Source organism: Roseivivax sp. GX 12232, from assembly GCF_021272185.1.
In the GTDB taxonomy this organism is placed as follows: domain Bacteria; phylum Pseudomonadota; class Alphaproteobacteria; order Rhodobacterales; family Rhodobacteraceae; genus Roseivivax.
Window position 1 is genome coordinate 133,210 of record NZ_JAJSEC010000010.1, and the last position, 23,660, is coordinate 156,869.

Here is a 23,660-nt window from a genome sequence, read left to right on the forward strand (position 1 = left end):
GACTCCGTCAGGAATGCGTGGCGTCGGCGAGCGAGCCCACGAAGGCCAGCACGTCGTCGAGGCTGTCGCCCCGGGCGATGCGGTCGACGATGGCCGAGCCGACCACCACGCCGTCACCCGCGGGCGCCATGGCGGCGGCGGCCTCGGGGGTCTTGATGCCGAAACCGATGACCACGGGCAGATCGGTCTGCGACTTGATGCGGGCGACCTCGGGAGAGACGTCGCCGGCCTGGGCGTCGGCCGAGCCGGTGATCCCGGTCATCGAGACGTAATAGACGAACCCGGACGTGTTCTGCAGCACTTTCGGCAGCCGCTTGGCGTCGGTGGTGGGCGTCGCGAGCCGGATGAAGTTCAGCCCGGCCTTCTGGGCGGGGATGCAGAGCTCCTCGTCCTCCTCGGGGGGCAGGTCGACGATGATCAGCCCGTCGATCCCGGCGGTCTTGGCCTCGTCGAGGAAGCGGTCGACGCCGCGCGAATAGATCGGGTTGTAATAGCCCATGAGCACGATCGGCGTCTGATCGTCGCCGGCGCGGAAGTCGCGCACGAGCTGCAGCGTCCGGTCGAGCGTCATGCCGCCCTCGAGCGCGCGCTGGCCCGCGACCTGGATCGTCGGCCCGTCGGCCATGGGATCGGTGAAGGGCAGGCCCAGCTCGATCACGTCGACGCCCGCGCCCGGCAGGCCCTGCATCACCGAGAGCGTCGTCTCGGGATCGGGATCGCCCGCCATGATATAGGCGACAAACGCCTTCTTGCCTTCCGACTTCAGCGCCGCGAACTTGGCGTCGATGCGTGTCATGCCCTACCTCGTCTTCTGACCCAGCCGGGGAAGTGCCGGAACGGGGCGGGAAAATCAATGGTTGTCGGTGCGGCCACGGGGTCGCAGGCGGCGCCGAGACGGAGGCAAGAGACAATGCGCATCGTGTTCACGGGTGGAAGCGGCAAGGCGGGGCGGCACGTGCTGCCCTATCTGCGGGATCGCGGGCACCGGATCCTGAACCTCGACCGGGTGCCGCTCGGGGCCGAGGGGGTGGCCGATCTCTCGGTCGATCTGACCGACGCGGGCCAGGTCTGGGCGGCGCAGACCCAGCCGTTCGACCTGTCGGAGCTGGACGGACCGGCGCCGGGGCGCCCCGAGGCGCTGGTGCATTTCGCCGCCGTGCCGCGGATCGGGATCACCGCGGACCCCGCGCTTTTCGCCAACAACGTGACCTCGACCTACAACGTGATCGAGGCGGCACTGGGGCTCGGCATCCGCAAGGTGATCTTCGCCTCTTCCGAGACGACCTATGGCATCTGCTTCGCCCAGGGCGAGAAGCGCCCAGACTACCTGCCGGTCGACGAGGACCACCCCACCGTGCCGCATGACAGCTACGCCATGGCCAAGGTCGCCAACGAGGTCACCGCGCGCAGCTTCCAGGCGCGGACCGGCGCCGACATCTACGGGCTGCGGATCAACAACGTGATCGAGCCGCATGAATACGCCGAGATGTTCCCGGCCTTCGTGACCGACCCCGACCTGCGGCGGCGCAACATCTTCGCCTATATCGACGCCCGCGACCTGGGCCTCATGGTCGAGCGCTGCCTTGCCGTGGACGGGCTGGGCTACGAGGTCTTCAACGTCGCCAACCCCGAGCCCTCGGTGGACCTCTCGATGCAGGAGATCGCCCGGCGCTACTACCCAGACGTCGAGATGCGCCGCGAGATGGGCGCCCGCGAAACGCCCTACAGCATCGAGAAGGCCCGCCGGCTCCTGGGGTTCGAGCCGCCCGAGCGCTGGCGCGCCGAGCTGGAGGCGGCGGGGCAGGCGGGGTGATCCCGCCGGCGGTCTAGGCGTGCCGACACCCGCTCTTGCCGCCGCTCCGGGGGCGGCATAAGCGGGGAGGCATGAGCCGTCATCCGACCACCCTTCCGGGCCATATGCGCGCCGTGGCGATCCTGGGCCTGCCGCTTGTCGGCGGGCACTTGGCGCAGTTCGCCATCGGGCTCACCGACACGATCATGGTGGGCTGGTACGGGGTCGAGGAACTGGCCGCGCTGACGCTGGCGCATACGGTCTTCATCGTCTTCTTCCTGCTCGGCGCGGGCTTCGCCTTCGCGGTCATGCCGATGGTGGCGAGCTATGCCGCACAGGGCGACGAGACGCGCATCCGGCGGGTGACGCGCATGGGGCTCTGGCTGTCGATCCTGTTCTTCGCGCTTTCCATGCCGGTCTTCTGGTTCTCCGGCCCCTTGCTGCTCGGGCTGGGGCAGGCGGCGGCCCTGGCCGAGATGGCCCAGGACTACCTGCGGATCGCGGGCCTGGGGCTTCTGCCGGCGCTGGGGGTCATGGTGCTGAAGAGCTACCTCGCCGCGCTCGAGGAGACCCGCGCGGTCTTCCTGATCACCGCCGTCGCCGCGGTTCTGAACGTGGTTTTCAACTACGCGCTGATCTTCGGGCGGCTGGGCCTGCCCGAGCTCGGCATCCGCGGCGCGGCGCTGGCTTCGGTCCTGACCCATTGCGTGGCGCTGGCGGGGGCCATGATTTATTCCGACCGCAAGCTGCCGGACCATGATCTCTTCGGGCGCTTCTGGGTCCCCGACTGGGAGAGCTTCCGCGCGGTCTTCCGCCTGGGCTGGCCGATCGGGGTGACGAACCTTTCCGAGGTCGGGCTTTTCGCGGCCTCGGCGGTGCTCATGGGCTGGCTCGGCACGGTGCCGCTGGCCGCGCATGGGGTCGCGATCCAGCTCGCCACGGCGGCCTTCATGTTCCACCTGGGGCTCTCCAACGCTGCCACGGTGCGGGCGGGCAATGCCTTCGGGGCAGGGGATGCGGACCGGCTGGCCAAGGGCGCCTGGGCGGCGCTGATCCTCTCGGTCGCGGCCTCACTCCTGGCCATCGTGGTCTTCCTGACCCTGCCCGAGCTGATGATCGGCATCTTCCTCGATCCCGCCGACCCCGACCGCGCGGCGATCATCGCCGCGGGCACCGGGCTTCTGGCCATGGCGGCGCTTTTCCAGCTGGTCGACGGTGCGCAGGTCATCGCGCTGGGGCTCTTGCGCGGGGTGCAGGACGCCCGGGTGCCCATGGTCATGGCCGCCATCGCCTATTGGGCGCTGGGGCTGCCGGCGGCCTGGATCGCGGGCTTCGTGCTGCCCTGGGGCGCGGTCGGCATTTGGGCGGGCCTGGTGATCGGCCTCGGCGCGGCCTCGGTGATGCTGCTCTACCGGTTCTGGGCCCGCGCCCTGCCGACCTTCGCCGCGACCGGGCGGAGCCTTGCGCCCGAGGCGGCCCCCCACTAGAAGCGCGGCGCAGCATCCTTCACACCGAAAGGCGAGGACATTATGGGCTTTCGCATGGGTATCGTCGGGCTTCCGAATGTCGGCAAGTCGACGCTCTTCAACGCGCTGACGCGGACCGCCTCGGCGCAGGCGGCCAATTTCCCCTTCTGCACGATCGAGCCCAACGTGGGCGAGGTGGCAGTGCCCGACACGCGGCTCTACGCGCTCGCCGATATCGCCAAGTCGCGGCAGATCATCCCGACGCGGATGACCTTCGTGGACATCGCGGGGCTGGTGAAGGGCGCCTCCAAGGGCGAGGGCCTCGGCAACCAGTTCCTCGCCAACATCCGCGAGGTCGATGCCATCGCCCATGTGCTGCGCTGCTTCGAGGACGATGACGTCACCCATGTCGAGGACCGCGTCGACCCGGTGGCCGATGCCGAGACCATCGAGACCGAGTTGATCATCGCCGACATGGAGAGCCTCGAGAAGCGGCTGCAGAACATCGTCCGCAAGGTGCGCGGCGGCGACAAGGAGGCGGTCCAGCAGGAGCGCCTGATGAAGCTCGCCCTCGAGGCGCTGAACGAGGGCAAGCCCGCCCGGGTGGTCGAAGTGGCCGAGGACGACCTCAAGGCCTGGCGGATGCTGCAGCTCCTGACCTCGAAGCCGGTCCTCTACGTCTGCAACGTGCCCGAGGACCAGGCCGCCGAGGGCAACGCCCATTCCGAGGCCGTGGCCCGCATGGCCGCCGAGCAGGGCAACGCCCATGTGGTGATCTCGGCCAAGATTGAGGAGGAGATCTCCCAGCTCGAGGGCGAGGAGGCCGAGATGTTCCTCGGTGAGATGGGCCTCGAGGAGGCCGGCTTGGACCGGCTGATCAAGACCGGCTACAACCTCCTGAAGCTCGAGACCTATTTCACCGTGGGCCCCAAGGAGGCCCGCGCCTGGACGATCCCCGTGGGCACCTCCGCGCCCAAGGCCGCCGGCGTGATCCACGGCGATTTCGAGAAGGGTTTCATCCGCGCCGAGACCATCGCCTACGACGATTACGTGGCACTCGGCGGCGAGCAGGCCGCCAAGGACGCCGGCAAGATGCGCGCCGAGGGCAAGGGCTACGTGGTCCGCGACGGCGACGTGATGCACTTCCTCTTCAACACCTGAAGACGCCGCGGGTCGGGGGGCAAAAAGGTCGGATTTTCCGCTTGTTCCCCCCGGCCCGGACAATTAGGAGGGTCCGCGGAGACGTGGCCGAGTGGTCGAAGGCGCTCCCCTGCTAAGGGAGTAGGCGGGAAACCGTCTCGAGGGTTCGAATCCCTTCGTCTCCGCCATTTTTCCTGAGATTGGGGTGAGGGGTCGTCCGCTTCGTGCGGGGCAGAGTGTTGGCTGTTGCACGCGGTTGCGGTTGTTTTTCTCGGCTCTCAGCTCTCAGCTCTCGGGTCGCAGGTCTCAGATCTGCAGCCCTCGGCTCTCAGCTCTCAGGTCTCAGCACTCGGGTCGCAGCACTCGGGTCTCAGGTCCTCAGCCCGTAGCCCCGGGGTCTCACTCCGCAGCTTTTAACCCCAAGCTTCAGGCGGACAGCGCTCGGCTCTCGTTCTTTGCCGCCCAGCTTTCAGCACACGGCACTCTGTTTGCTCTCTGGTGAGCGCTCAGTCTTCAGCGATCCTCTCGACGTTTTCCGCCTCTTGCGCTGCACTCGGAACGTTGGGCTCCGCAGCCCGCGGTTCCTTTTTCACCGGTCTCGAGCCCCACTGCGTCCCGCGGTCGCAGCCCCTCGGCATGATTTGCCGCGTCACCGCCAGCGCTATCTCGTTCTCCAGACGGCCTGTCGTTTGCCAGCCCAAACCCACGGAGGTGCAGCCATGACGGATTTCGGACCGACCCACGACCAGCCCGAGGAAGCCAAGCCCGACGCCCCTCGCGTCGCCTACAGCACCGAGGACATCCGAGGTCGCACCACCTCCCGCCGTGATCAGTCGGAGCATCGGCGGTTTGCCTGGCTTTATGAGGATCTGTTGGCGTGAGGAGGTGCCTTGGCGGCTGAAAGCGGTCGGGCAGGGGAGTTAAGCCGGTCTTGGCACGGTAAGTTCGTTGGAAGCGAAAAAGAAAAGGCAGCTCGAGAGCGCGTCTCGGCTGCCAAACTTTTTCTATCGCATCATGTTTTCGACGGGTTCGGGCAGCGCGAACGCCGCGGCCCGACGCTCGTCGCCTAGGGCGTCTCGTAGGTGCCCGACCCGCCGCCACGCCCGCGGCGGCCAAGCGCCTCGCGCAGGTTGGGGCCGAGGCCCCGAAGCGCGCCGCGGTTGCTGCGGATGAGTGGGATCAGCAGCGCGTGCAGCATGACGAAGGCCGCGCCGAAGCCCGCGAGGAGCAGCCAGCAGAGCGCGGCCTGGTCGTGGAAGGCGACGCCTAGGGCCACCGGCGCCACGATGAGCGGCGCCAGCAGAGCCGCCGTCAGCGGGTTCGACACCCGACGATTGCCGGTGCCGAGCCAGGTGATCTCGAGCCCGCGGCGCAGGATCTGGTGCAGGTGCAGCCGGTCGGGTTCGGCGACGGGAATCCCCGCCATCCAGCGCCGCGCGATGGTGTGCAGCGTGTCCGCAAAGGGCCAGAAGAGCACCAGGAGCAGCGCCGGGATGGCGATCTCGCCCGAGGCCCAGGCCAGCAGGAACGCCGTCCAGATCATCAGGTGTCCGACCCCGTAGCTGCCCGCGTCGCCGAGGAAAATTCGCCCCAGCGGCCAGTTCAGCGCCAGGAAGCCAAGCGCCGCCGCCGCGAGCAGCGCCGCGAAGAGCGGCAGGACCAGAAGCCCGTCGGCCAGTCCGATCAGTGCAAGCCCGGTGGCGGCGGACAGGATGATCGTCGCGGCCAGGCCGTTCATCCCGTCCGAGAGGTTCAAGGCATGGCAGAAGCCGGCGGAGCAGAAGATCGAGACGCCGATCGCCACCACCGGATAGGCCATGAGGAAGTCGAGCCCGGGCAGATCCGCGCGCGGCACCCAGCGGTCGAGAAGCGCGACCGCCAGCGCTGCCGAAAAGGCCGCTGCGATCAGGCGGTTGCGCGGGCGGACCTTGCGGCCGAAATCCTCGGCCACGCCGGCGACCAGGGCGGGCAGGACGGAGGCGAGCAGGAGCCAGACCAGCGGCTCCTGCCGTAGCTCGGTGACCAGCAGGGCGGCGGTCACGGCCAGCAGGATGCCCAGGCCACCGCAGCGGGGCGGGTTGCCGACGTGGGAGCATTGGCGCGCGCGACTGTCGTTGCGGTCGCCGAAGACCGGCGCCATCCGGCCGCGGACCCAGATGAAGGTCTGCGCGAGGAAGAAGCTCAGGGTCGCGGCGAGCGCCAGCGCGCTCCAATGCTCTGCCAGCAGCGGCACCGCATACTCCGTCAGCCAGGACATAATCAGCTCCACACCCAAATTCGCGCTCGAAAAACCTGGCCTTTCAATCCCACGTCACCACCGCCGGTTGCATCCGGCGGTCTTTGGAACGGGACATCTCGAAACTCGGAACCGCTCGCGCGCAGGCACCGCCGGAATAGGCGGTCCAAGTCGCGCAGCCTGCAGCCCCCGAATTGCTCCGTATCAGCAACGCCCGCTCACAGTAGCAATATGGTTCACAATTGTCAGCCTTTTGTGAACACGCGGGCACAAAGCCGCCTTTGCGATGCGCAAGTCATGGTTGCTGAAAATTGAGGCGTTCCGCAGAGGCAAGCGGGGAATGATGCTGCACTGGCGCTTCTGGTCGGACCACAAGAGCTTCGCGGCATGGTTGCACCGCCTGTTGGCCTGCGGGAGAGGCGCGACGCGCGGGCCTGCCCGCCTGTCCGGCGCCGCGTCAGATCAAATTGACCCTACGTCAATAACCCTTTGATCTTCTTCACCCCTTCCTCCACCAGCCTCGCATCGCCGTGGGCCTCGACGTTCAGCCGCACGATCGGTTCGGTGTTGGAAGAACGCAGGTTGAAGCGCCAGTTGCCCATGTCGAGGCCGAGGCCATCGGTCTCGTCCACGCCCTCCGCGCGGGGCTCGAACGCGGCGCGCACGCGGGCGATGGCGGCGGCGGGGTCGGGCAGGGTGAAGTTGATCTCGCCCGAGGAAGGGAAGGCGGATTTCCGCGCTTCGACCAGCGTGGCGAGCGGTTTTCCTGCGCTCACGAGCTCGGCGACAAGCAACAGGGGAATCATCCCCGAATCACAGAAGCAGAAGTCGCGGAAGTAGTGATGGGCCGACATCTCGCCGCCGTAGACCGCGTTCTGGTCGCGCATCGCCTGCTTCACGAAGGCATGGCCAGTGCGCGCCTGCACGGCCTGGCCGCCGGCGCGGGCGACCACGTCCTGGGTGTTCCAGATGATCCTCGGGTCGTGGATCACCGTGGCTCCGGGGGTCTTGGCCAGGAAGGCCTCGGCCAGGAGGCCCACGACGTATTCCCCGTCGATGAAGGTGCCCTCGTGGTCGAAGAAGAAGGCGCGGTCGAAATCGCCGTCCCAGGCGACGCCGAAATCGGCGCCCGCGGCGCGGACGGCCTCGGCGGTGGGCGGACGGTTCTCGGGCAGAAGGGGGTTGGGGATGCCTTCCGGGAAGCTGCCGTCGGGGGCGTGGTGCATCCGGGTGAAGCGCAGGGGCGCACCCAGGGCCTCGAGCCGCGCGGCCAGGGCGTCGAAGGTTGGCCCGGCGGCGCCATGGCCCGCGTTGACCAGGATCTTCAGGGGCTTCAGGGCGGAGAGATCGACGAAGGACAACACGCGGGCGACATAGGCCAGCCGCGCCTCCTCGGCGACGTCGCGGCGCCGGCCGCCCTCGGTGACGTCGCGGCGCCGGCCGCCCTCGGTGACGGCCCCCCAGTCGTCGGCCTCGGCCAGGGCGCGGATCCGCGCCAGCCCGCTCTCGGCATCGAGCGGCGCCGAGCCCGCGCGCACCATCTTCATCCCGTTGTAGTCCATCGGGTTGTGCGAGGCGGTCACGCAGAGCCCGCCGTCGGCGTCGAAATGCGAGGTCGCGAAATACATCTCCTCGGTGCCCGAGAGCCCGAGGTCGAGCACCTCGCAGCCTTCGTCGACCAGCGCCTCGGTGACCGCCGCGGCCAGCTCCTCGGACGAGGCCCGCACATCGCGGCCCACGACCACCCGCCGCGCCGAGAGCGCCCGGGCGAAGCCGCGCCCGATCCGGTAGGCGATGCCCGCGTCGAGATCGACGCCCAGACGCCCGCGCACGTCATAGGCCTTGAAGCAGGTCAGCGCGTTCATCCCTTGGCTCCCTGGCCGCGGGCGTAGACGTCCTCGTAGCGGATGATGTCGTCCTCGCCGAGGTAGCTGCCGGTCTGCACCTCGATCAGCACCATCGGCAGTTTGCCGGGGTTCTCCATCCGGTGCACCGCGCCGAGCGGGATGTAGACCGACTGGTTCTCGGTCACCAGCGAGACCTCGCCGTCGATGGTCACCTTGGCGGTGCCCTGGACCACGATCCAGTGTTCCGACCGGTGGTGGTGGCTTTGCAGAGAAAGCGCCGCGCCCGGGTGCACCACGATGCGCTTCACCTGGAAGCGGCTGCCGGTGACCAGGCTTTCGAACCAGCCCCAGGGCCGGTGGTCGATCGGGAATTCGGTGGCCTGTTTCACCTGCCGCGCCTTGAGCGCGGTCACCGCCTCCTTGACCCGCTGGGCCTCGGACTTGTGGGCCACCAGCACCGCGTCGTCCATGGCGACCGCGATGATGTCTTCGAGGCCGATGCCGACCAGCTCCTGGCCCGGCGTGTCGGCGCGCAGGAGCGTGTCGCGGCAGTCGATCGCCGTGGCGCCCTCGGTGGTGACATTGCCGGCCTCGTTGGGGCCGGCCTCGAGCCAGACCGCGTCCCAGCCGCCGAGGTCGGACCAGGCCGCGCCGTAAGGCATGACCGCGAGGTTGTCGGCCTTTTCCATGATCGCGTAGTCGATCGAGATGTCCTCGACCGCGGCCCAGGGCCCGGGCGCGAGCCGGGTGAAGCCGAGGTCGGTCTCGGCCTCGCTCACCGAGGGCTCGACCTGCGCCAGCAGGGCAGGGGCGTGGCGGCGGTAGGCCTCGATGATGGCCTTGGCGGAGAAGAGGAAGATGCCCGCGTTCCAGAGGAAGGCGCCGTCCTCGAGCATCTCGGCAGCGCGGCCCGCGTCGGGTTTCTCGACGAAGCGCGAGAGCGGCTGCGGGCAGGCGGCCGCGCTGTCGGCGCCCGGCGCGAGCTCGAGATAACCATAGCCGGTCTCGGGCCGGGTCGGGGTGATGCCGAAGGTCACGAGCTGTCCGGCGCGGGCGGCGGGCTCCGCCGCCGCGATGGCCGCCCGGAAGCCCTCCGCATCGCGGATCACGTGGTCCGATGGCGCCACCAGCATGAGCGCCTCGGGATCCCGGTCCGCGAGCCAGAGCGCCGCCGCCAGCACCGCGGGCGCGGTGTTGCGCCCGTCGGGCTCGATGACGATCCCCTGCGCCTGCTGCTCCACCGCGGCGAGCTGCTCGGTCACGATGAAGCGGAAGTCGTTGGCGGTGAGGACGACGGGGGCTGTGAAGTTCGGGCCGGAGAGGCGCCGCGCGGAGGCCTGGAAGAGGCTTTCGTCGTCCACCAGGCGCACGAACTGCTTGGGATAGGATTTGCGCGACAGCGGCCAAAGCCGGGTGCCGGAGCCGCCGCAGAGGAGAACGGGGGTGATCACGGGAAATGCCTTTCGCTTAAATACGGCGGGGCTTGGGGCGCAACGGCCTCCCCACTAGTTCGTGGTAAATAGGAGCGGCGCTTGAGGCAACGTCCCGTGGAGTTTGGCAAGAGGCGCCGGTGAGGTCTTGGCAACACGTGTAACCGATGGCGCCATGCTCCTAGCAAGCGTCTTCGATGTGAGGTTGGCCTGGCTCTAAAATGATCTGATGGCGTGAGGTGATGCGCTCGCGCCGGAGGGCGTATCGGGAGGGCGACTTACCAAGTCTCCGCCGGAGCCGCCGTGCCAAGGATCTCGTCGATGCGGCGCAGGGTGCCTTCCTCTGTATCCGAAGGCAGCGTCTTGGGGCAGAAATACCCGACCTCGGAGATCTCCCGGCTGTTGGGCTGGAACTCCACTCGCGCGGGCAGATCCGCGACATAGAGCAGGATGTGGTCCCGCGCGCTCATGCCCGGATTGAAGTAGACCCCGAGAAGCTGCGGCGCATCGGGCATCGGCGCGCCGATTTCCTGCTGCAGCTCCCGCGCCAGGGCCTCGAGCGCGGTCTCGCCTTTCTCGACCCCGCCGCCCGGGAAGTGCCAACCGTAGGTATAGCTGTGGCGCACCAGGAGGACCGCGCCCTCCGGCGTGCGCAGGGCGACGCGGACGCCCATGGTCAGGGCCCGCGTGGCCAGGAAATAGAGATGCAACGGCTTGCGGATCGGCAGGCGAAGTTTCATTGGGGCGCGCGCCTGTGGGGTTGGTGAGTGTCAGGTGGCGCTTTTGACCACCGAAAGATGCCCTTGCGGCGCGGATCTCCGCGCAATCCAGAGCAAATCAGCGATCTCTTCCGCGTCGGGCTGGTAGCCGAGCGGCGCCTCGAGCAGCACCTCGCGGATGGCGGGGATCGTGCCTTCGCGGCAGGCCACCTCGAGCCGCCCGAGAAACCCATCAAGCTCATCCTGGCTCAGGCTCGCTTCCGAGGCGGTCATGATCCGGGGGTGCTCTGTGCCCTGCGGGTTGGCGCCGATCAGAAGCTCCTCGTAGAGCTTCTCGCCCTTGCGCAGCCCGGTGATCATGATCGGGATGTCGCCCTTGGCCTCGTCGATATCCTCGTCGGTCTCCACGACATAGGGCGTGAGACCGTGCAGCCGGACCATGGATTGCGCCAGTTCGAAGATCTTCACCGGCTTGCCCATGTCGAGCACGAAGACATCACCGCCGCTGGCCATGGCGCCGGCCTGGATCACCAGCTGCGCGGCCTCGGGGATGCTCATGAAATAGCGGTTGATCTCGTGGTGGGTCACCGTCACCGGCCCGCCGTGCTCGATCTGGGTGCGGAAACGCGGGATCACCGAGCCCGAGGAGCCCAGAACATTGCCGAAGCGCACCATGGAAAAGGTGGTGGGCCCACCGCTGCGCGCTAGTGCCTGGCAGACCAGTTCGGCCATGCGCTTCGAGGCGCCCATGACATTGGTCGGCCGGACCGCCTTGTCGGTGGAGATCAGGATGAAGCTCTTGACCGCATGGGCCCGGGCGACCTCGGCCAGGGTGCGGGTGCCGAAGATGTTGTTGCGGATGCCCGCGATCACGTTCTCCTCGATCAGCGGCACATGTTTGTAGGCGGCGGCGTGATAGACCGTCTCGATGTCCTGGGCCGAGAAGACCGCGTCGAGCCGGTTGCGGTCCTGCACGGAGGCCAGGATCGGCACCAGTTCGATGCCGCTCTGGCGCTTGCGCAGGCTTTCGCGGAGCTCCGCCTCGATCTGGTAGAGCCCGAACTCGGATTGCTCGAGGATGATGAGCCGCTCGGGGTTCTGCTTGAGGATCTGGCGGCAAAGCTCGCTGCCGATCGAGCCGCCTGCGCCCGAGACCAGCACCACCTTGCCGGTGACGTTCTTGCGCATCAGGCAGTCGCGCGGCGGCACCGGGTCGCGGCCGAGCAGGTCCTCCGGCGTTACCGTGCGCAGGTCGCTGATCTTGGCGTTGCCGCTCACGATGTCGGACATGCCGGGGATCGTCTTCACCTTGAGGTTCAGATCCTCGACGCTCGAGGTGATCTCGCGCAGTCGGGTGCGCGCGACGCTCGGCATGGCGAGAAGCAGGTGGCGTGCGCCGGACTTGCGCGCCAGCCGCGGCAGTTGCTCGGGGCTGTGCACGCGCAGACCGCCCACAGTCAGGTTCTGCAGGCTGGGAGAATCGTCTACGAGGCCGACGGGCGCATATTCACGGCCATGGAACAGCGCGTTCAGCACCTGCTGACCCGCGTCTCCCGCACCGTAGATGATCACCGGCTTCTTGGAGCGGCCATGATCGCGCCGCACGATGGCGCGCGCGAAGAACCGCGCGCCGCCGGCAAGAAAAAACAGCAGGATCACGTAGATGCCCGGGACCGAACGCGGCACCGGCGCGCCGGCCGCGAGATTGGCCGCCGACATGACGATGGCCGAAAGCGTCCCGCCGACGGCCAGGGAGAGCAGCATGCGCCCCGTCACATAGCGCACGACCGTGCGGTAGATGCCCGTGAGATAGAAGGCGAGGAGCGTGATCGGAACGGTGACCAGCAGCGGCAGCCAGCCTCCGTAGCCCGCCAGCGGCGCGACGCTTTCCAGCCGCAGCGCCACGGCGACCACATAGCTGATGACGATCAGGCTGGTGTCGACCCCCACCTGGACGAGGCGTTTCTGAAGGCGGGAAGAGCGGTAAAAGAGCTTGTCGAGCAATGTCTTGGATCCTTCTTCCGGCAGCCGGGGAGGAACTTGGAATAGCGGTTGGGTGGAGCGGTGTGATTATTCGGTGATGAGTATACACAAAGTTTGTGTGCCAGGTGCCAGGGCAATGCAAGCGCGGTGATTGGAGCGGAACCGGGCAGGCGATGCGGCGCGCAATGCCGTCGGGCGGTGTGGTTTGCCGGTGCTGGTAACAAGAATGGTGATGAGAGAGTTTGATTGGTGCACAATCCTTGATTGAAAATCGGCTCGTTTCGGGAAGCGGGGAAGATCGGCTTCAAATTGCACCTGCGCTCAGCCGCCCGCGGCGGCACATGCCGCCGCGGGGCTGAGGATGGGCTCGCGATGTCAAAGAGCGGGGCAGAGGGCCGATGCTGGCGCCCCTACCGGTGTGTCACCTCAGGCGCGTGCAAGCCCAAAGCGCGTGCAGGGATCGCAGGGCTCCGCTTCCGCCGCCCGGAGATAATCACGCAAGGCCCGTCGGCGCGCAGTTTCCGCCTCGCGCCGATAGCGCTGCAGCCGGTGAGCTTCACGCCAGAAAGCGTTTTCCCTGGCCAGATGAACAAGCTGCGCCATGTCGGGGCTGTCCGCGGCAATGATCTGCTGGAGCTCTTCGGTCTGCAGCAGGTCGCCAGAAGACGTCGCATCGGCGTCACCAGCGGTCGTCCGAACGACGGTGTGCGCGAAACGGCCGAAGAAATGCGCGCGCTCCGCAGCCGTCGCGCGGTCCACCTGCGCCTCGCATTCTGCAAGTCGCCAGGCAAACCGGTTCGTTTCATCGGTCGCGTAGCTCACAGGCATCGCCGAGGGGTTACGCAGTATGAGGCGGTAGAAGCTCAGGACGTCGTTCATCGGCACAGGGGCTGTCAGACCGTGCCGCCGGGCGTTTTGCGAGGGTTTACGGGACATGATGAAAACCCGCTCTCGGAGCGGCGACCCTCAGCACCTCGAAATCGTCCAGAAGCTCTCGGCGCCGTTTCTCCAACGTCCCGATCACTTTGTCCTGGCTCGCGAAGCTTTCGGCGCGGTCCCTGTAGACCTGCGCAATCAGGCTCAAGCGAGACAGGTTGAAAGTGGCCAAGTGCTCCTCTGCGTTGGCGATGGTCTTTGGGCAGTCAGAGAAAAACAACTCCGTCGCCTTGCGCCAGGCTTCGGGATAATCCCCTCGACTGACGCGTGTGAAGTCGCCATGCACGAAAAGAGAAGCTGCTGCAGCCTGCGCTTCCGCCAGAACAAACGCGTCGCGTAATCTCCTGTGCTGAGTGATCTCGACCTCAATCTTGGCGAGTTCATTGGCGCGAAGGCGCTCGAGACCGTTTTCTGGACGCAGGAATTCGAGCATTGCGCTCTTCACTTCCTCCATCGTGCTGTTGTCATCATCCAGCACTGCCCGTGCTAGCTGAATTGCAGGATCGGTCTTGGTCGTGTGGTTGGGTGCCATCATTGTCCTCTTTGCACGTTGTCTCAAATCTGCCGGCTGAGAGACCGTGAAGGAGGAGCCCGGGCGGAAGCCGAAATCAGATTGTGCGAGGCTGTGGTTGACGCTGCAGCGCCCGGGCTCGTGGCACGACAAAGGCTGCCGCAGGCATTGCGTTGCACACGTCCGGAGATTTGAGCCGTAGCTTGAGGGGCGAACGTCATACGGGCCTCTTTTGCGCAGAGGCCCGGCGCACAGCTCGATCACCTCCGCGATTTGCGGAACTTGATCCGAGCACATCATGCGCAAGGTATGTTGCGAGCTACACTATATTGATCAATTGCAGGTCGCAAGTCGTTGTAGCCATCCTAGCCGCTCGTAGAATGACCCGGCTATCGCCGCATGCGCTGAGAGCGCACCTAAAGAACACGATCAAGACCCGCATCTTGTGCGCGGTTGCGATCGAAAAGATCGAATTCGTCGCCAGCCAAACTCTCTAAGCTCGGTGTGATAAAGCAATGGGCAGAAGTTCGGCCGCAAGCGCTCACGCCCCTCAATCTCGGTGTGCAGAATTAGGCGATTGGACCCAGGACAAGGGTCTATGAAGGTGTCGAGACATCAGCGGACCAGGTGAGCCCTGGCCTGTTACCGGCAGAACCGAGGAACTCAATGCCGGCGGCTTCAAAGCATGTGCGCAAGGTCTCCAGGTTGTTCTTGCGCGATTTCGGTAGCTTGCCTGCCGCGAGCTCATACCTTGCGATTGTGGCGGTCCCGACACCTGTCGCGTCAGACAGATCCTGAACCGTCCAATTCAGAGCAGTGCGCGCAACGCGAATTTGCAAACCGGTGATTGACATGCGACCCAATTATGATCAATTTTATATCATAACTGGGTGTATATCAGTCGACGGAGGTTGCCAAGTGCATGATTGGGTGAAGGCGCTCGAAGCTCTCGGCGGGGCATACTCTGCAGCCACAATGCGGGCGTACAGAAACGACGTTCGTGCCTACGTGTCATGGTGCGAGGCAACCGGGCTCGGTGCATTTCCCGCCAGTACTGCACAACTCTGCGCTTTCCTGGAGGCGCAGGGGCAAGGCATGGCGCCTTCGACCGTCCGGCGACGACTTTACGCAATTCGCAAGGTCCATCGGCTACTCGGCCTCGAGGACCCAACGCAAGATGAAGCGGTCAACCTGGCGTTTCGGCGTGTTCGGCGGGCGAATCCGGTGCGCCCCAAGCAGGCACGCGGAATGAACGCCGCCGACCTGCAGAAATTTCTTGCTGTTCAGCCGGACACGCCCTGGGGTTTGAGAAATGCCGCAATGCTGTCGCTGGGATACGAGTTGATGACTCGGCGCTCAGAGCTGGTGGCACTCAGGGATGGCGATCTCACCCTAAGAAATGACGGCACGTTGCGAGTCATCATTCGGCGCAGCAAGTCCGACCAGGAAGGGCAGGGGCGTATCGCTTTCACGTCGCGCGCCACTGCCGGGCTCGTGGAGGCCTGGCAGGATTGGAAAGGCAATGAAACCGACTGGGTGTTTTGCCCAATTTACCAAGGCCACGCGATCGATCGCAGTCTAAGTGGAACTACGGTCAAAACGATCATCAAGACCGCCGCAAAGCGATCTGGCTATTCGGCATCCGAAGTGCGCGACTTCAGCGGCCACTCGATGCGTGTTGGTGCCGCGCAGGACCTTCTACGGCGCGGCTTCGACACAGCCGCAATCATGCGGGCCGGTGGCTGGAAGTCTATCAACATACTCGCCCGCTACTTGGAGCACGCCGAGCAGAACGTTTGGGAGGTTCGGTAGGGTGACAGATCGGCGCTAAGACGCGATAATGCCCGAAGTTACCCGCGCTTGCCTCGGGGACGGGCGCGCATCTGACGCTCTTCCCGAAGCATGTGCATGTGTGCCAAGAAGATCAGGCGCTTGTCGGACTTTTCTTTTTTCTTCCGCCCCAACATTCCCAAGTGGATCATCATGAGCTCATAGAGCTTTAATTTATCCGCGGGAACTATCTCAATGCTGTTCGGGGTTGATGTGCCTTTGCCGTGATTGAAGCGCACCTTGACCCTTTTCAATGCCCCCATTTTCCAAATCTTGGGCCAGGCATCTACCGGCTTAGGGTTGAGGTTTTCGTCGAGTATGTCATTTAAATCCGCGTTTAAAATATCCCATATATACTTCAAGAGAGTGTCTCGGTCTTTGTCGGCCCGATGTCGGAGATCCTTAGAGAGAAAAGAAATCGCCTCTTGAACTTTGCGCATTCTCAAGAGCTTGTTGGCTGCTCGTGAGACCTCCGATGTCTTAAATCCTGCTTCGCGCGCGGCTTTATCGGGATCGAAGTCGATGACGTAGCAGTTCACGAAATGTGCCTGTTGCGTCGTAAGATCAAACCTTAGTGCCCATAGTGGAACGTCCAGGCCGACCAGCTCACGAGGAATTATCTGCATTCTTCGACTCCCTCACCATTCGCAGCAAGAGTGTCAGGCTGAAGTGTGCGCATCCAGCCGTGCCGCGGGCTGCGAATTCCGTCGATCGAGCAGAGGTCGACGGCGTCAAGAGAACCAATCGCCAGAATAACGCCATGCGCCCTTGGCGGGGCGATCCAGACAATCAGGTTCGAGCCGTGGGTGTACGATACCATGTGTGAGCTCCATCTGCGGCGTGCAGGTTCTCCGAACCAGCGTTGCGCTTCGCGTTCAGGGGCAGCACATCATGCGCTGTGGATGACGGTATTGCAGTTCAAGAAAGAAGGCGCAAGGCTTGTAACCTAGCGCAAATATAACGCCTAGGAGCGGTATGACCTCCCTACCACAAGAGGATGGCGCACTATTGTTGGTATCGCCGCGAGCATTGCAGAACTCGTCTGTGATCGCCGGAGCATATCACGAACGCACCAGGCTCTTACCAGCTGAATGTCTTGTTGTTTGGAGCGCCGTGTGGGATCTTCATTCTTTCAACTGCCGCGAGCTTCCTGTAGAAAGGCACAAAAGAGAGCATGACTCAGCACACTGCGCTACGCCCTCTGGTGTGATTTTGCAGCACAATAGTTTCTTTGGGGTAAAAATGGCCAAGAGTTATTTTAGGTGTCGGCATTGTGGCCATCGTCTGCGTTTTAGTAAGTTCTATTGCAGTGTTTGCGGAGCGTTCACTCCCATCAGAAACCAGATCTGGTTCTGGATCTTCGCTATACTGAGTGTGCCGCTGATCGTATTGTTTATACTGACAGCTGCGGCTAGGTGATCGATTGTTTTTTCCATTGTGAGCTACCCCTCGAAATTCGGACGCTGACATAAGCTACGATTTGCAGTCTGCTGATCTTCGACGAGAAGGAGATCAGAGATGTCGAAACGGAAGCAGCACGCGCCTGAGTTCAAGGCGAAGGTCGCGCTGGAAGCCCTGAAAGGCGAGGGTTGGAGGGACCGTCGCGCCAGTGGCGCGGCGTAAGCCCGAACAACGCCGCCGAGCTGGCAAGCCGGTTCGGGGTGCATCCGACGATGATCCATCAATGGAAGCGATCCCTGCTCGAAGGCGCGTCCGGCGTGTTCGAGCGCGGGGGCCGCAAGAAGCCCGAGATTGACGAGGAGCAGGTGAAGGAGCTCCACGCCAAGATCGGGGAGCTGGCGGTGGCCAACTCTTTTTTGGAACGAAAGTTGAAGCCCTGGGGCGGGAAGTGAGGCGCGGCCTGATCGAGCCTGACCACCCGGATCTGTCGATCGGCCAGCAGTGCAAACTGCTGTCGATCGCGCGCTCGTCTTTCTACTACACGCCCAAGGGCGAGACCGAACAGAACCTCGGTCTGATGCGGCGGATCGACGAGCAGTTCCTGGAGACGCCGTTCTTCGGTGTTCGACTGATGACCTGACACCTGCGCAACGACGGCCACCTGGTGAACGAGAAGCGCATCCGGCGACTGATGCGCCTGATGGGACTCATGGCGATTTACCAGAAGCCCAACACGAGCAGGCCGGCGAAGGGGCATAAGACCTATCCCTACCTGCTACCAGGTCTGCGGGTGGATCGCCCGAACCAGGTCTGGTGCTCGGACATCACCTACCTGCCGATGCGGCGTGGGTTCCTCTACCTCGTAGCGATCATGGACTGGCACACCCGCAAGGTTCTGTCCTGGCGGATATCGAACATCCTGGAGGCGACTTCTGTGTCGAAGCGCTGAACGAGGCCATCCACAAGTTCGGGCCGCCCGAGATCATGAATACGGACCAGGGGAGCCCAGTTCACATCCTTCGCCTGGACGGACCGGCTCCGTCGATCAGCGGTGCGGATATCGATGTATGGGAAAGGCCGCTTCCTCGACAACATCTTCATCGAGAGGCTGTGGCGCACCCTAAAATACGAGTGCGTCTACCTGCATGCCTGGGAAACCGGATCAGAGACGAAGGCGGCCATCCGGAAATGGATGGCCTTCTACAACCACCAGCGCCCGCACTCAGCACTGGGCGGCCAGCCTCCGGCGCTGGTCTACTGGAAGAGAAATGATATCAACCAACCCGATCAGCAGGTGCAGCGAGTAGCTTAATTTACGCCAGATCCTGTCCAACGATCGGGGAGTAGCTCACAAGGTGCGGGAGTGGATCGAGGCAGTGGGGGCGAAGACGGCCTACATCGAACCCGGCTTCCCGCGGGAGAACGGCTACTGCGAGAGCTTCAACGCCCGGCTCCGCAACGAGCTGCTTGAAAGGGAGGTCTTCCACTCGTTCCGCGAGGCTCAGATCCTCATCGAGCGATGGCGCCGTCACTACAACACAACCCGACCTCACAGCGCCCTTGGCTACAGGCCCCCAGCCCCGGAGAGCGTCGTGGCGGTAGGCCGGCGGCCTGCGATGCACCAACAATCAAATTGGACCACTCGTTTGTGGCAGATCAGCCCCCCGGCCAGGGCAATTTAGTGCCAAATAGGAATTATTGCGAAAAGGCTTTGACACCGCTGCCCTCATGCGTGCAGGTCGCCGGAGATCGGTCAACGGCCTGGCCGGTATCTCGAGTTGGCGGCAAAAAACGTTTTGGAGAGTAGACCTCATAATACGTTGCGTCGAAGGGCTAGTTTCTAGCAGAGTGGCAATCGGCGTTTTGGTGAAGGCGCAGGAGAATTGTATTGGCAGAAGCGAGCGAAGCCGCTCTGACGGTTGCCCAACGTAGAATGAGGCGCGGCCTGTTTGTAGTTGCCTTGTTCTCCGCAGTGATCAACGTCCTGATGTTCACTGGCCCGCTCTACATGCTGCAGATCTATTCCCGTGTGCTTGGGTCTGGGTCTGTAGAGACGCTGGTGGCGATGTCATTGCTGGCAATTTTCCTCTACGCTTCGATGGGGTTGTTGGACACCTACCGCGCCCGGGCCTTGGCTCGGATAGGCGGTCAATTGCAGACCAAGCTGGATCCCATCGCGTTTCGCGGTGCTCTGGATCCCGATGATCCGCTCCTAAAAGGACAGGCTTGTGGGCCAGAGGCCCTGTCATCAGTGACCCGCGGGTTATCGTCGTCAGCGGCTGCGGCGATTTTCGACATTCCCTGGTCGCCCTTCTTTCTCTTTGTTATCGTGCTATTGCATCCGTGGCTGGGTATCTTCGCGACCGTTGGGGGGGGGGTGCTCGTTTTGATTGCGCTGGCCCAACGCTTGACAACAGGGGCGCGGGAGCAGGCATTCACAAACAGTATGCAACGTAGCCAGCGTATGGAGTTGCAAGCAAAGTCCGAGCGTGAGACGATCTTCGCTTTGGGGATGCAGGGCTCAATTACCAATCGCTGGGGGCGCGCGCGCGATACGGGCCTCGAAAATCATGTCGCGCTTGCAGATCGCGTCGGCGGCTTTACCGCAACGGCGCGCGCCATGCGGCTTCTTCTGCAATCAGCGATGCTAGGCCTCGGAGCTTACCTCGCAATCCGAGGTGAGTTGAGCCCTGGTGCGATGATCGCCGGCTCTATTCTTCTCGGCCGCGCACTTGCACCCATCGAGACGGTTATCGGTCAATGGCGCGCACTCTCAGTGGCCCTGGTCGCATGGAAGTCTCTGAAAGAAACTATCGCAAACCGTCCTCCGGCACCGGATGTCTTGGCGTTGCGCCATCCTGAAGCAAGGCTCGAGGCCCAGAACATCACCGTGCTTCCGCCTGGCCAAGCGGAGCCAACGCTGCGCGGCGTGAGCTTCGATGTCGGCCCGGGGCAGGCGCTAGGCGTCATTGGACCGTCCGGTGCGGGGAAGACCACATTGGCACGTGCAATGATCGGCCTCTGGCCCGCGCGTCTCGGCGATATCCGACTTGGTGGTGCCCGTCTCGACCGATACGAGGAAGTGCGTTTGGGCCGCCTTCTCGGGTATCTGCCGCAACGCGTGGCCCTCTTCGATGGCACAGTGGCCGAGAACATCGCGCGCATGGATGAAAACCCCGATCCCGAGGCCGTTCTGAAGGCTGCGCAAGCGGCCGGTGTCCACCATATGATCCTACAATTTCCGCAGGGCTATGAGACTCCGATTACTGCGCCAGGAACGCCGCTATCTGGTGGACAGGTACAGAGGGTTGGCCTGGCCCGAGCGCTCTATGGTGATCCGGTATTGCTAGTCCTCGACGAACCTGACGCCCATCTCGACCATCCGGGTGGGCAGGCGCTGAAAAACGCAATCCGCTCAGTCAAAGAACGGGACGGCGCAGCCATCATCATGGCGCATCGACCCGCAGCAATTTCAGAATGCGATCTTCTGCTCATGCTCGACAATGGCCAGCGCGTTGCCTTTGGCCCACGCGAAGAGGTACTGAAAGCTCGCGTGGCAAATTACGTTAACCTGAAAGCAGTTCCGAAATTCGGTGAAAGCGTAGCGCCATGAGCGAAGGGTCTTATCCGTTGCGCCCGGTCATACTGAGGGGCGTTGCAACAATTGCGTTTCTTGGAGCCGGCCTCGGCGGCTGGGCAGCCACTGCAAAGATCGAAGGGGCTGTTGTTGCTGCTGCCGTGATCGAGACCGATGCCGACGAGATTATTATGCAGCATCCTGAAGGCGGCGTGGTAGCCGCTGTGCCGGTGCGCGAAGGCGACCGGGTCAAGGCAGGCGAGACCATACTGCGTTTCGATCCAACACGGATTGATGCTGAAATCGCCGAGGCTGACAGTCAGTATTTCGAAAATCTTGCCCGCATTGCCCGTCTCGAAGCGGAGAGAAACGAGTCTGACGTTCTAGTTTTCGCAGAAAAAATAATAGAGCGCGGCAATGAAGATGCTGACGTCGCCGAACTGATGGAGGGGCAGGAGCGATTGTTCGAAGCGCGTGCAATCGCGCTGATCCGCGCCGCAGAACAGAGAGAATTAGTGCGTTCTCGGCTGGAGGACGATCTTCGGGCAATTGAAACAGAGCGCCGGGGATTGCTGGTTGAAACCGAGATCGTGAATGAGGAGCTGGTCGACCAGCAGATACTATTCGACAAGGGGCTTTTGAAAATGAGCCGTGTGCGCGGCCTTCGCCGCACAGAGTCACGGTTGGAGGCCCAGCTGGAAACTCTTGATGCGCGTGCGAGTGCAGCCGCCACACAGATAGATGAACTTGAAGCGGAGGCAACACAGCTTGATGGGAAGCGGCGCGCCGACCAGATTGCGGAACTACGTAATGTGCGTGCGCAGACGCGACTTGTTGAGGCTCAGCGGACCGCCTTGGCCGAGGACCGCCGCCGTCTTGAAATCGTGGCGCCGATCTCTGGCACTGTTCATGATCTGCGCGTCACGGGCGGGCGTTTGGTTATTGGTCCGCGGGATCCGATGATGACCCTAGTGCCGAGCGGAGATACGTTCCACGCCATGGCACGGATTTCACCGCCGGACATCGATCGCGTTTGGCCAGGCCAACCGGTGGCGCTACGCCTATCTGCCCTTGATCACCAACGCACGCCTTCGTTAGACGGCGAAGTCATGTGGATTTCGGCAGATGCCTTGGCTGACAGAGAAACAGGCCAGTCCTACTATCGCGCCGAAATCTCGTTCGACGTGGGCGATTTACCCGAGGGATCGACGCTAGTCCCAGGCATGCCGGCTGAGGCGTTTCTAGGAACAGGGGCGCGGACGCCCCTGTCCTACCTCTTGAAGCCGCTAACTGATTATATGAGCCGCGCATTCCGAGAGGCGTAACAATTGTATTGGCAGGTGGCCCAGGCCGGTCTAAGCCCTACCCCTTGCCCCCAATTCTCGGGGAATTCACCGGGGAAAAGCAGTCAAATTGAAGGGCCAACTTCAATCTTCCCTGCTTGAAAGTGATTGTAGAGCTCTGACGATGTGATAATTCACTTTGTGAATCATGGCAAATCACTCCCAAAAATCAGTATCATGGGGGCCGTCAAACTATCGGAGCTGGGGGCATTGTGTGCTCACCCGGTGAAATACTTACAGCTCTAATTGCAAATTTCTCGCCCCTCCCCCAATACCTTGATGCGATGAGGTGGTGAAGGACGGTGAAAACCTGCGTTTGCAAAATTTTACGTATCTTCTGGGTTGTAAGCGCAGGTAAAATGGCCTTATTTTTTCTTGGGTAAAACAAATTTAGTTGTCCACGCACGGGTTTTATGCTTCATGGGCACTCATGCCCATACTTTGGAACGAGCGAGAGGCTGAACATTGGCAGCGCATGAATTAGTCGTTAATGTTGACTCGATTTCCGACTTCCATGGGAGTTCCTTCGACGAGATATTTGTGCTTGGTATAATTTCGTCTGGTTATCCGCAGGCTGTCCTGGATGGCTCTGATGGGCTAGATACCTTAGATGCGCGAAACGTATTTGTGGGATCTGATGCGCTCAATTTCAGAGACGCCTTAATAGGTGATATCAATGGTTTCTCTGTAGGCGATTTTGGAGCATTGAATTTTGAGCAAATATTTGGTAGTTTTGAAAATAATAACTCTTTTCTCCTGCAAAACATTGACTATGCGCTGAAGGTCCATGGAGGAAGCGGGGATGATTGGTTCGCGACCTCAATCGGGCCGAGTGATGCGTTCACCGCGGATGCCCTGCACGGCTACGGCGGCAACGACTACTTCTATGTACGGCCTTTGGATCAGGCCTTCGGTGGCGATGACAACGATATTTTCGATCTCTACGCCAGTGCTGGGGATTTGACCGGCTCACTCGTCGACGGGGGCGACGGCGTTGATGGTCTCGAGTTGGGTTTCGGGTGGACTGTCGACTTGTCGGTGGGATACGCTGAGGCCCCTTTCTCGGGGGCGCTTGACAGATATACACTCATAAGTATCGAGAACGTCGAAGTGGACGCTTGGCGTGGTTATTTGAGCCGTGTCACCGGCTCCGCCGAAAGCAACGTGCTAAGCGTCGATCTGGATTTTAACGACGGTTCAGTTGGCGTGGTCTTTGAAGGCTTGGCCGGCGAAGACCTGCTTCTTGGCAGCAATGGCGAAGACACGCTACTAGGCGGTGGCAATGATGACACTCTGGTCGGCCGCTCTGGCGCGGATATTCTGGAGGGTGGCGACGGCGTCGATGCGGCGTCCTTTGCTGGCTCTTTCAGCCGCGTCGACGTTCGGCTCGCCCTGTCGAACTACGCACACGGCGGCGACGCGACGGGCGACAGACTGAATGGCATCGAA

Annotated in this window: 18 protein-coding genes, 1 tRNA gene and 2 pseudogenes; 11 read left to right on the plus strand and 10 right to left on the minus strand. The window is 63.2% G+C overall.

Translation table 11 applies throughout. The features are described 5' to 3' along the window. Positions 1 to 7: 7 nt before the first annotated feature. Entirely contained in the window at positions 8 to 796 is a 789-nt protein-coding gene (gene trpA / locus LR948_RS16115; protein WP_232755112.1) for a tryptophan synthase subunit alpha, read from the minus strand. A gap of 114 nt (positions 797 to 910) precedes the next feature. On the opposite strand from trpA, the gene LR948_RS16120 reads away from it, so the two are divergent. From LR948_RS16120 to LR948_RS16140, 5 genes are all read left to right on the plus strand, one after another. Further along, complete coding sequence (locus LR948_RS16120) at positions 911 to 1,813, plus strand: NAD(P)-dependent oxidoreductase (RefSeq protein WP_232755113.1); 903 nt, start codon at positions 911 to 913, stop codon at positions 1,811 to 1,813. A gap of 71 nt (positions 1,814 to 1,884) precedes the next feature. After that, positions 1,885 to 3,279, plus strand: a complete 1,395-nt coding sequence (locus tag LR948_RS16125; protein WP_232755114.1) for an MATE family efflux transporter — start codon at positions 1,885 to 1,887, stop codon at positions 3,277 to 3,279. 42 nt (positions 3,280 to 3,321) lie between these two features. After that, the gene (ychF, locus tag LR948_RS16130; protein WP_232755115.1) at positions 3,322 to 4,419 is read left to right on the plus strand and encodes a redox-regulated ATPase YchF; all 1,098 of its coding nucleotides are present in this window, start codon (positions 3,322 to 3,324) and stop codon (positions 4,417 to 4,419) included. A 77-nt stretch (positions 4,420 to 4,496) separates the two neighbouring features. Continuing rightward, a tRNA-Ser gene (locus LR948_RS16135) sits at positions 4,497 to 4,586 on the plus strand. Between the two features lie 531 nt (positions 4,587 to 5,117). Next, positions 5,118 to 5,279, plus strand: coding sequence for a hypothetical protein (locus tag LR948_RS16140; protein ID WP_232755116.1), 162 nt, complete (start codon positions 5,118 to 5,120; stop codon positions 5,277 to 5,279). 185 nt (positions 5,280 to 5,464) lie between these two features. Here the strand turns inward: LR948_RS16140 and LR948_RS16145 are convergent, their stop codons facing one another. The 8 genes from LR948_RS16145 to LR948_RS19040 form a co-directional block, all read right to left on the minus strand. Next, entirely contained in the window at positions 5,465 to 6,655 is a 1,191-nt protein-coding gene (locus tag LR948_RS16145) for a glycosyltransferase (RefSeq protein ID WP_232755117.1), read from the minus strand. A 452-nt stretch (positions 6,656 to 7,107) separates the two neighbouring features. After that, the gene (locus LR948_RS16150) at positions 7,108 to 8,499 is read right to left on the minus strand and encodes a phosphomannomutase (RefSeq protein WP_232755118.1); all 1,392 of its coding nucleotides are present in this window, start codon (positions 8,497 to 8,499) and stop codon (positions 7,108 to 7,110) included. Further along, positions 8,496 to 9,932 (minus strand): mannose-1-phosphate guanylyltransferase/mannose-6-phosphate isomerase, encoded by a 1,437-nt coding sequence (locus LR948_RS16155; protein WP_232755119.1) that lies wholly within the window; start codon positions 9,930 to 9,932, stop codon positions 8,496 to 8,498. Before LR948_RS16155 ends, LR948_RS16150 begins: the two co-directional genes overlap by 4 nt. A gap of 257 nt (positions 9,933 to 10,189) precedes the next feature. Further along, positions 10,190 to 10,651, minus strand: coding sequence for an NUDIX domain-containing protein (locus LR948_RS16160; protein WP_232755120.1), 462 nt, complete (start codon positions 10,649 to 10,651; stop codon positions 10,190 to 10,192). Positions 10,652 to 10,681: 30 nt separating this feature from the next. Further along, positions 10,682 to 12,634, minus strand: coding sequence for a nucleoside-diphosphate sugar epimerase/dehydratase (locus LR948_RS16165; protein WP_232755121.1), 1,953 nt, complete (start codon positions 12,632 to 12,634; stop codon positions 10,682 to 10,684). A gap of 405 nt (positions 12,635 to 13,039) precedes the next feature. Next, the gene (locus LR948_RS16170) at positions 13,040 to 13,492 is read right to left on the minus strand and encodes a hypothetical protein (protein WP_232755122.1); all 453 of its coding nucleotides are present in this window, start codon (positions 13,490 to 13,492) and stop codon (positions 13,040 to 13,042) included. A gap of 46 nt (positions 13,493 to 13,538) precedes the next feature. Beyond that, the gene (locus LR948_RS16175; RefSeq protein ID WP_232755123.1) at positions 13,539 to 14,084 is read right to left on the minus strand and encodes a hypothetical protein; all 546 of its coding nucleotides are present in this window, start codon (positions 14,082 to 14,084) and stop codon (positions 13,539 to 13,541) included. A 572-nt stretch (positions 14,085 to 14,656) separates the two neighbouring features. Next, positions 14,657 to 14,914, minus strand: a complete 258-nt coding sequence (locus tag LR948_RS19040) for a helix-turn-helix domain-containing protein (RefSeq protein WP_370634987.1) — start codon at positions 14,912 to 14,914, stop codon at positions 14,657 to 14,659. Here LR948_RS19040 and LR948_RS16180 point away from each other — a divergent pair. After that, the gene (locus LR948_RS16180; protein ID WP_255703027.1) at positions 14,913 to 15,872 is read left to right on the plus strand and encodes a tyrosine-type recombinase/integrase; all 960 of its coding nucleotides are present in this window, start codon (positions 14,913 to 14,915) and stop codon (positions 15,870 to 15,872) included. The genes LR948_RS19040 and LR948_RS16180 overlap by 2 nt on opposite strands. A 38-nt stretch (positions 15,873 to 15,910) precedes the next feature. Here LR948_RS16180 and LR948_RS16185 read toward each other — a convergent pair whose 3' ends face one another. Then, on the minus strand, positions 15,911 to 16,516 hold the full coding sequence (locus tag LR948_RS16185; RefSeq protein ID WP_232755125.1) for a terminase small subunit: 606 nt from the start codon (positions 16,514 to 16,516) through the stop codon (positions 15,911 to 15,913). An 892-nt stretch (positions 16,517 to 17,408) separates the two neighbouring features. Here LR948_RS16185 and LR948_RS16190 point away from each other — a divergent pair. The 5 genes and pseudogenes from LR948_RS16190 to LR948_RS16210 form a co-directional block, all read left to right on the plus strand. Then, positions 17,409 to 18,603: pseudogene (locus tag LR948_RS16190) on the plus strand (IS3 family transposase). A gap of 31 nt (positions 18,604 to 18,634) precedes the next feature. Next, positions 18,635 to 18,973 (plus strand): annotated as a pseudogene (locus LR948_RS16195) (transposase); the annotation flags it as partial. A gap of 206 nt (positions 18,974 to 19,179) precedes the next feature. Continuing rightward, a complete protein-coding gene (locus LR948_RS16200) occupies positions 19,180 to 20,904 on the plus strand; it encodes a type I secretion system permease/ATPase (protein WP_232755126.1) in 1,725 nt (574 codons plus the stop codon). Next, positions 20,901 to 22,193: an HlyD family type I secretion periplasmic adaptor subunit gene (locus LR948_RS16205; protein WP_232755127.1), complete on the plus strand. Its 1,293-nt coding sequence runs from the start codon at positions 20,901 to 20,903 to the stop codon at positions 22,191 to 22,193. The genes LR948_RS16200 and LR948_RS16205 overlap by 4 nt, the downstream gene beginning before the upstream one ends. A 483-nt stretch (positions 22,194 to 22,676) precedes the next feature. Then, on the plus strand, positions 22,677 to 23,660 hold a 984-nt coding region (locus LR948_RS16210), incomplete at its 3' end, for a calcium-binding protein (protein WP_370634988.1).

Bases quoted from the DNA above. Each gene is read 5' to 3' on its own strand.
- LR948_RS16120 (WP_232755113.1), top strand. From the start codon at position 911: ATGCGCATCGTGTTCACGGGTGGAAGCGGCAAGGCGGGGCGGCACGTG.
- LR948_RS16145 (WP_232755117.1), bottom strand. From the start codon at position 6,655: ATGTCCTGGCTGACGGAGTATGCGGTGCCGCTGCTGGCAGAGCATTGG.
- LR948_RS16175 (WP_232755123.1), bottom strand. From the start codon at position 14,084: ATGATGGCACCCAACCACACGACCAAGACCGATCCTGCAATTCAGCTA.
- ychF (WP_232755115.1), top strand. From the start codon at position 3,322: ATGGGCTTTCGCATGGGTATCGTCGGGCTTCCGAATGTCGGCAAGTCG.
- LR948_RS16205 (WP_232755127.1), top strand. From the start codon at position 20,901: ATGAGCGAAGGGTCTTATCCGTTGCGCCCGGTCATACTGAGGGGCGTT.
- trpA (WP_232755112.1), bottom strand. From the start codon at position 796: ATGACACGCATCGACGCCAAGTTCGCGGCGCTGAAGTCGGAAGGCAAG.
- LR948_RS16160 (WP_232755120.1), bottom strand. From the start codon at position 10,651: ATGAAACTTCGCCTGCCGATCCGCAAGCCGTTGCATCTCTATTTCCTG.
- LR948_RS16170 (WP_232755122.1), bottom strand. From the start codon at position 13,492: ATGAACGACGTCCTGAGCTTCTACCGCCTCATACTGCGTAACCCCTCG.
- LR948_RS16150 (WP_232755118.1), bottom strand. From the start codon at position 8,499: ATGAACGCGCTGACCTGCTTCAAGGCCTATGACGTGCGCGGGCGTCTG.
- LR948_RS16180 (WP_255703027.1), top strand. From the start codon at position 14,913: ATGCGACCCAATTATGATCAATTTTATATCATAACTGGGTGTATATCA.
- LR948_RS19040 (WP_370634987.1), bottom strand. From the start codon at position 14,914: ATGTCAATCACCGGTTTGCAAATTCGCGTTGCGCGCACTGCTCTGAAT.
- LR948_RS16185 (WP_232755125.1), bottom strand. From the start codon at position 16,516: ATGCAGATAATTCCTCGTGAGCTGGTCGGCCTGGACGTTCCACTATGG.
- LR948_RS16125 (WP_232755114.1), top strand. From the start codon at position 1,885: ATGAGCCGTCATCCGACCACCCTTCCGGGCCATATGCGCGCCGTGGCG.
- LR948_RS16140 (WP_232755116.1), top strand. From the start codon at position 5,118: ATGACGGATTTCGGACCGACCCACGACCAGCCCGAGGAAGCCAAGCCC.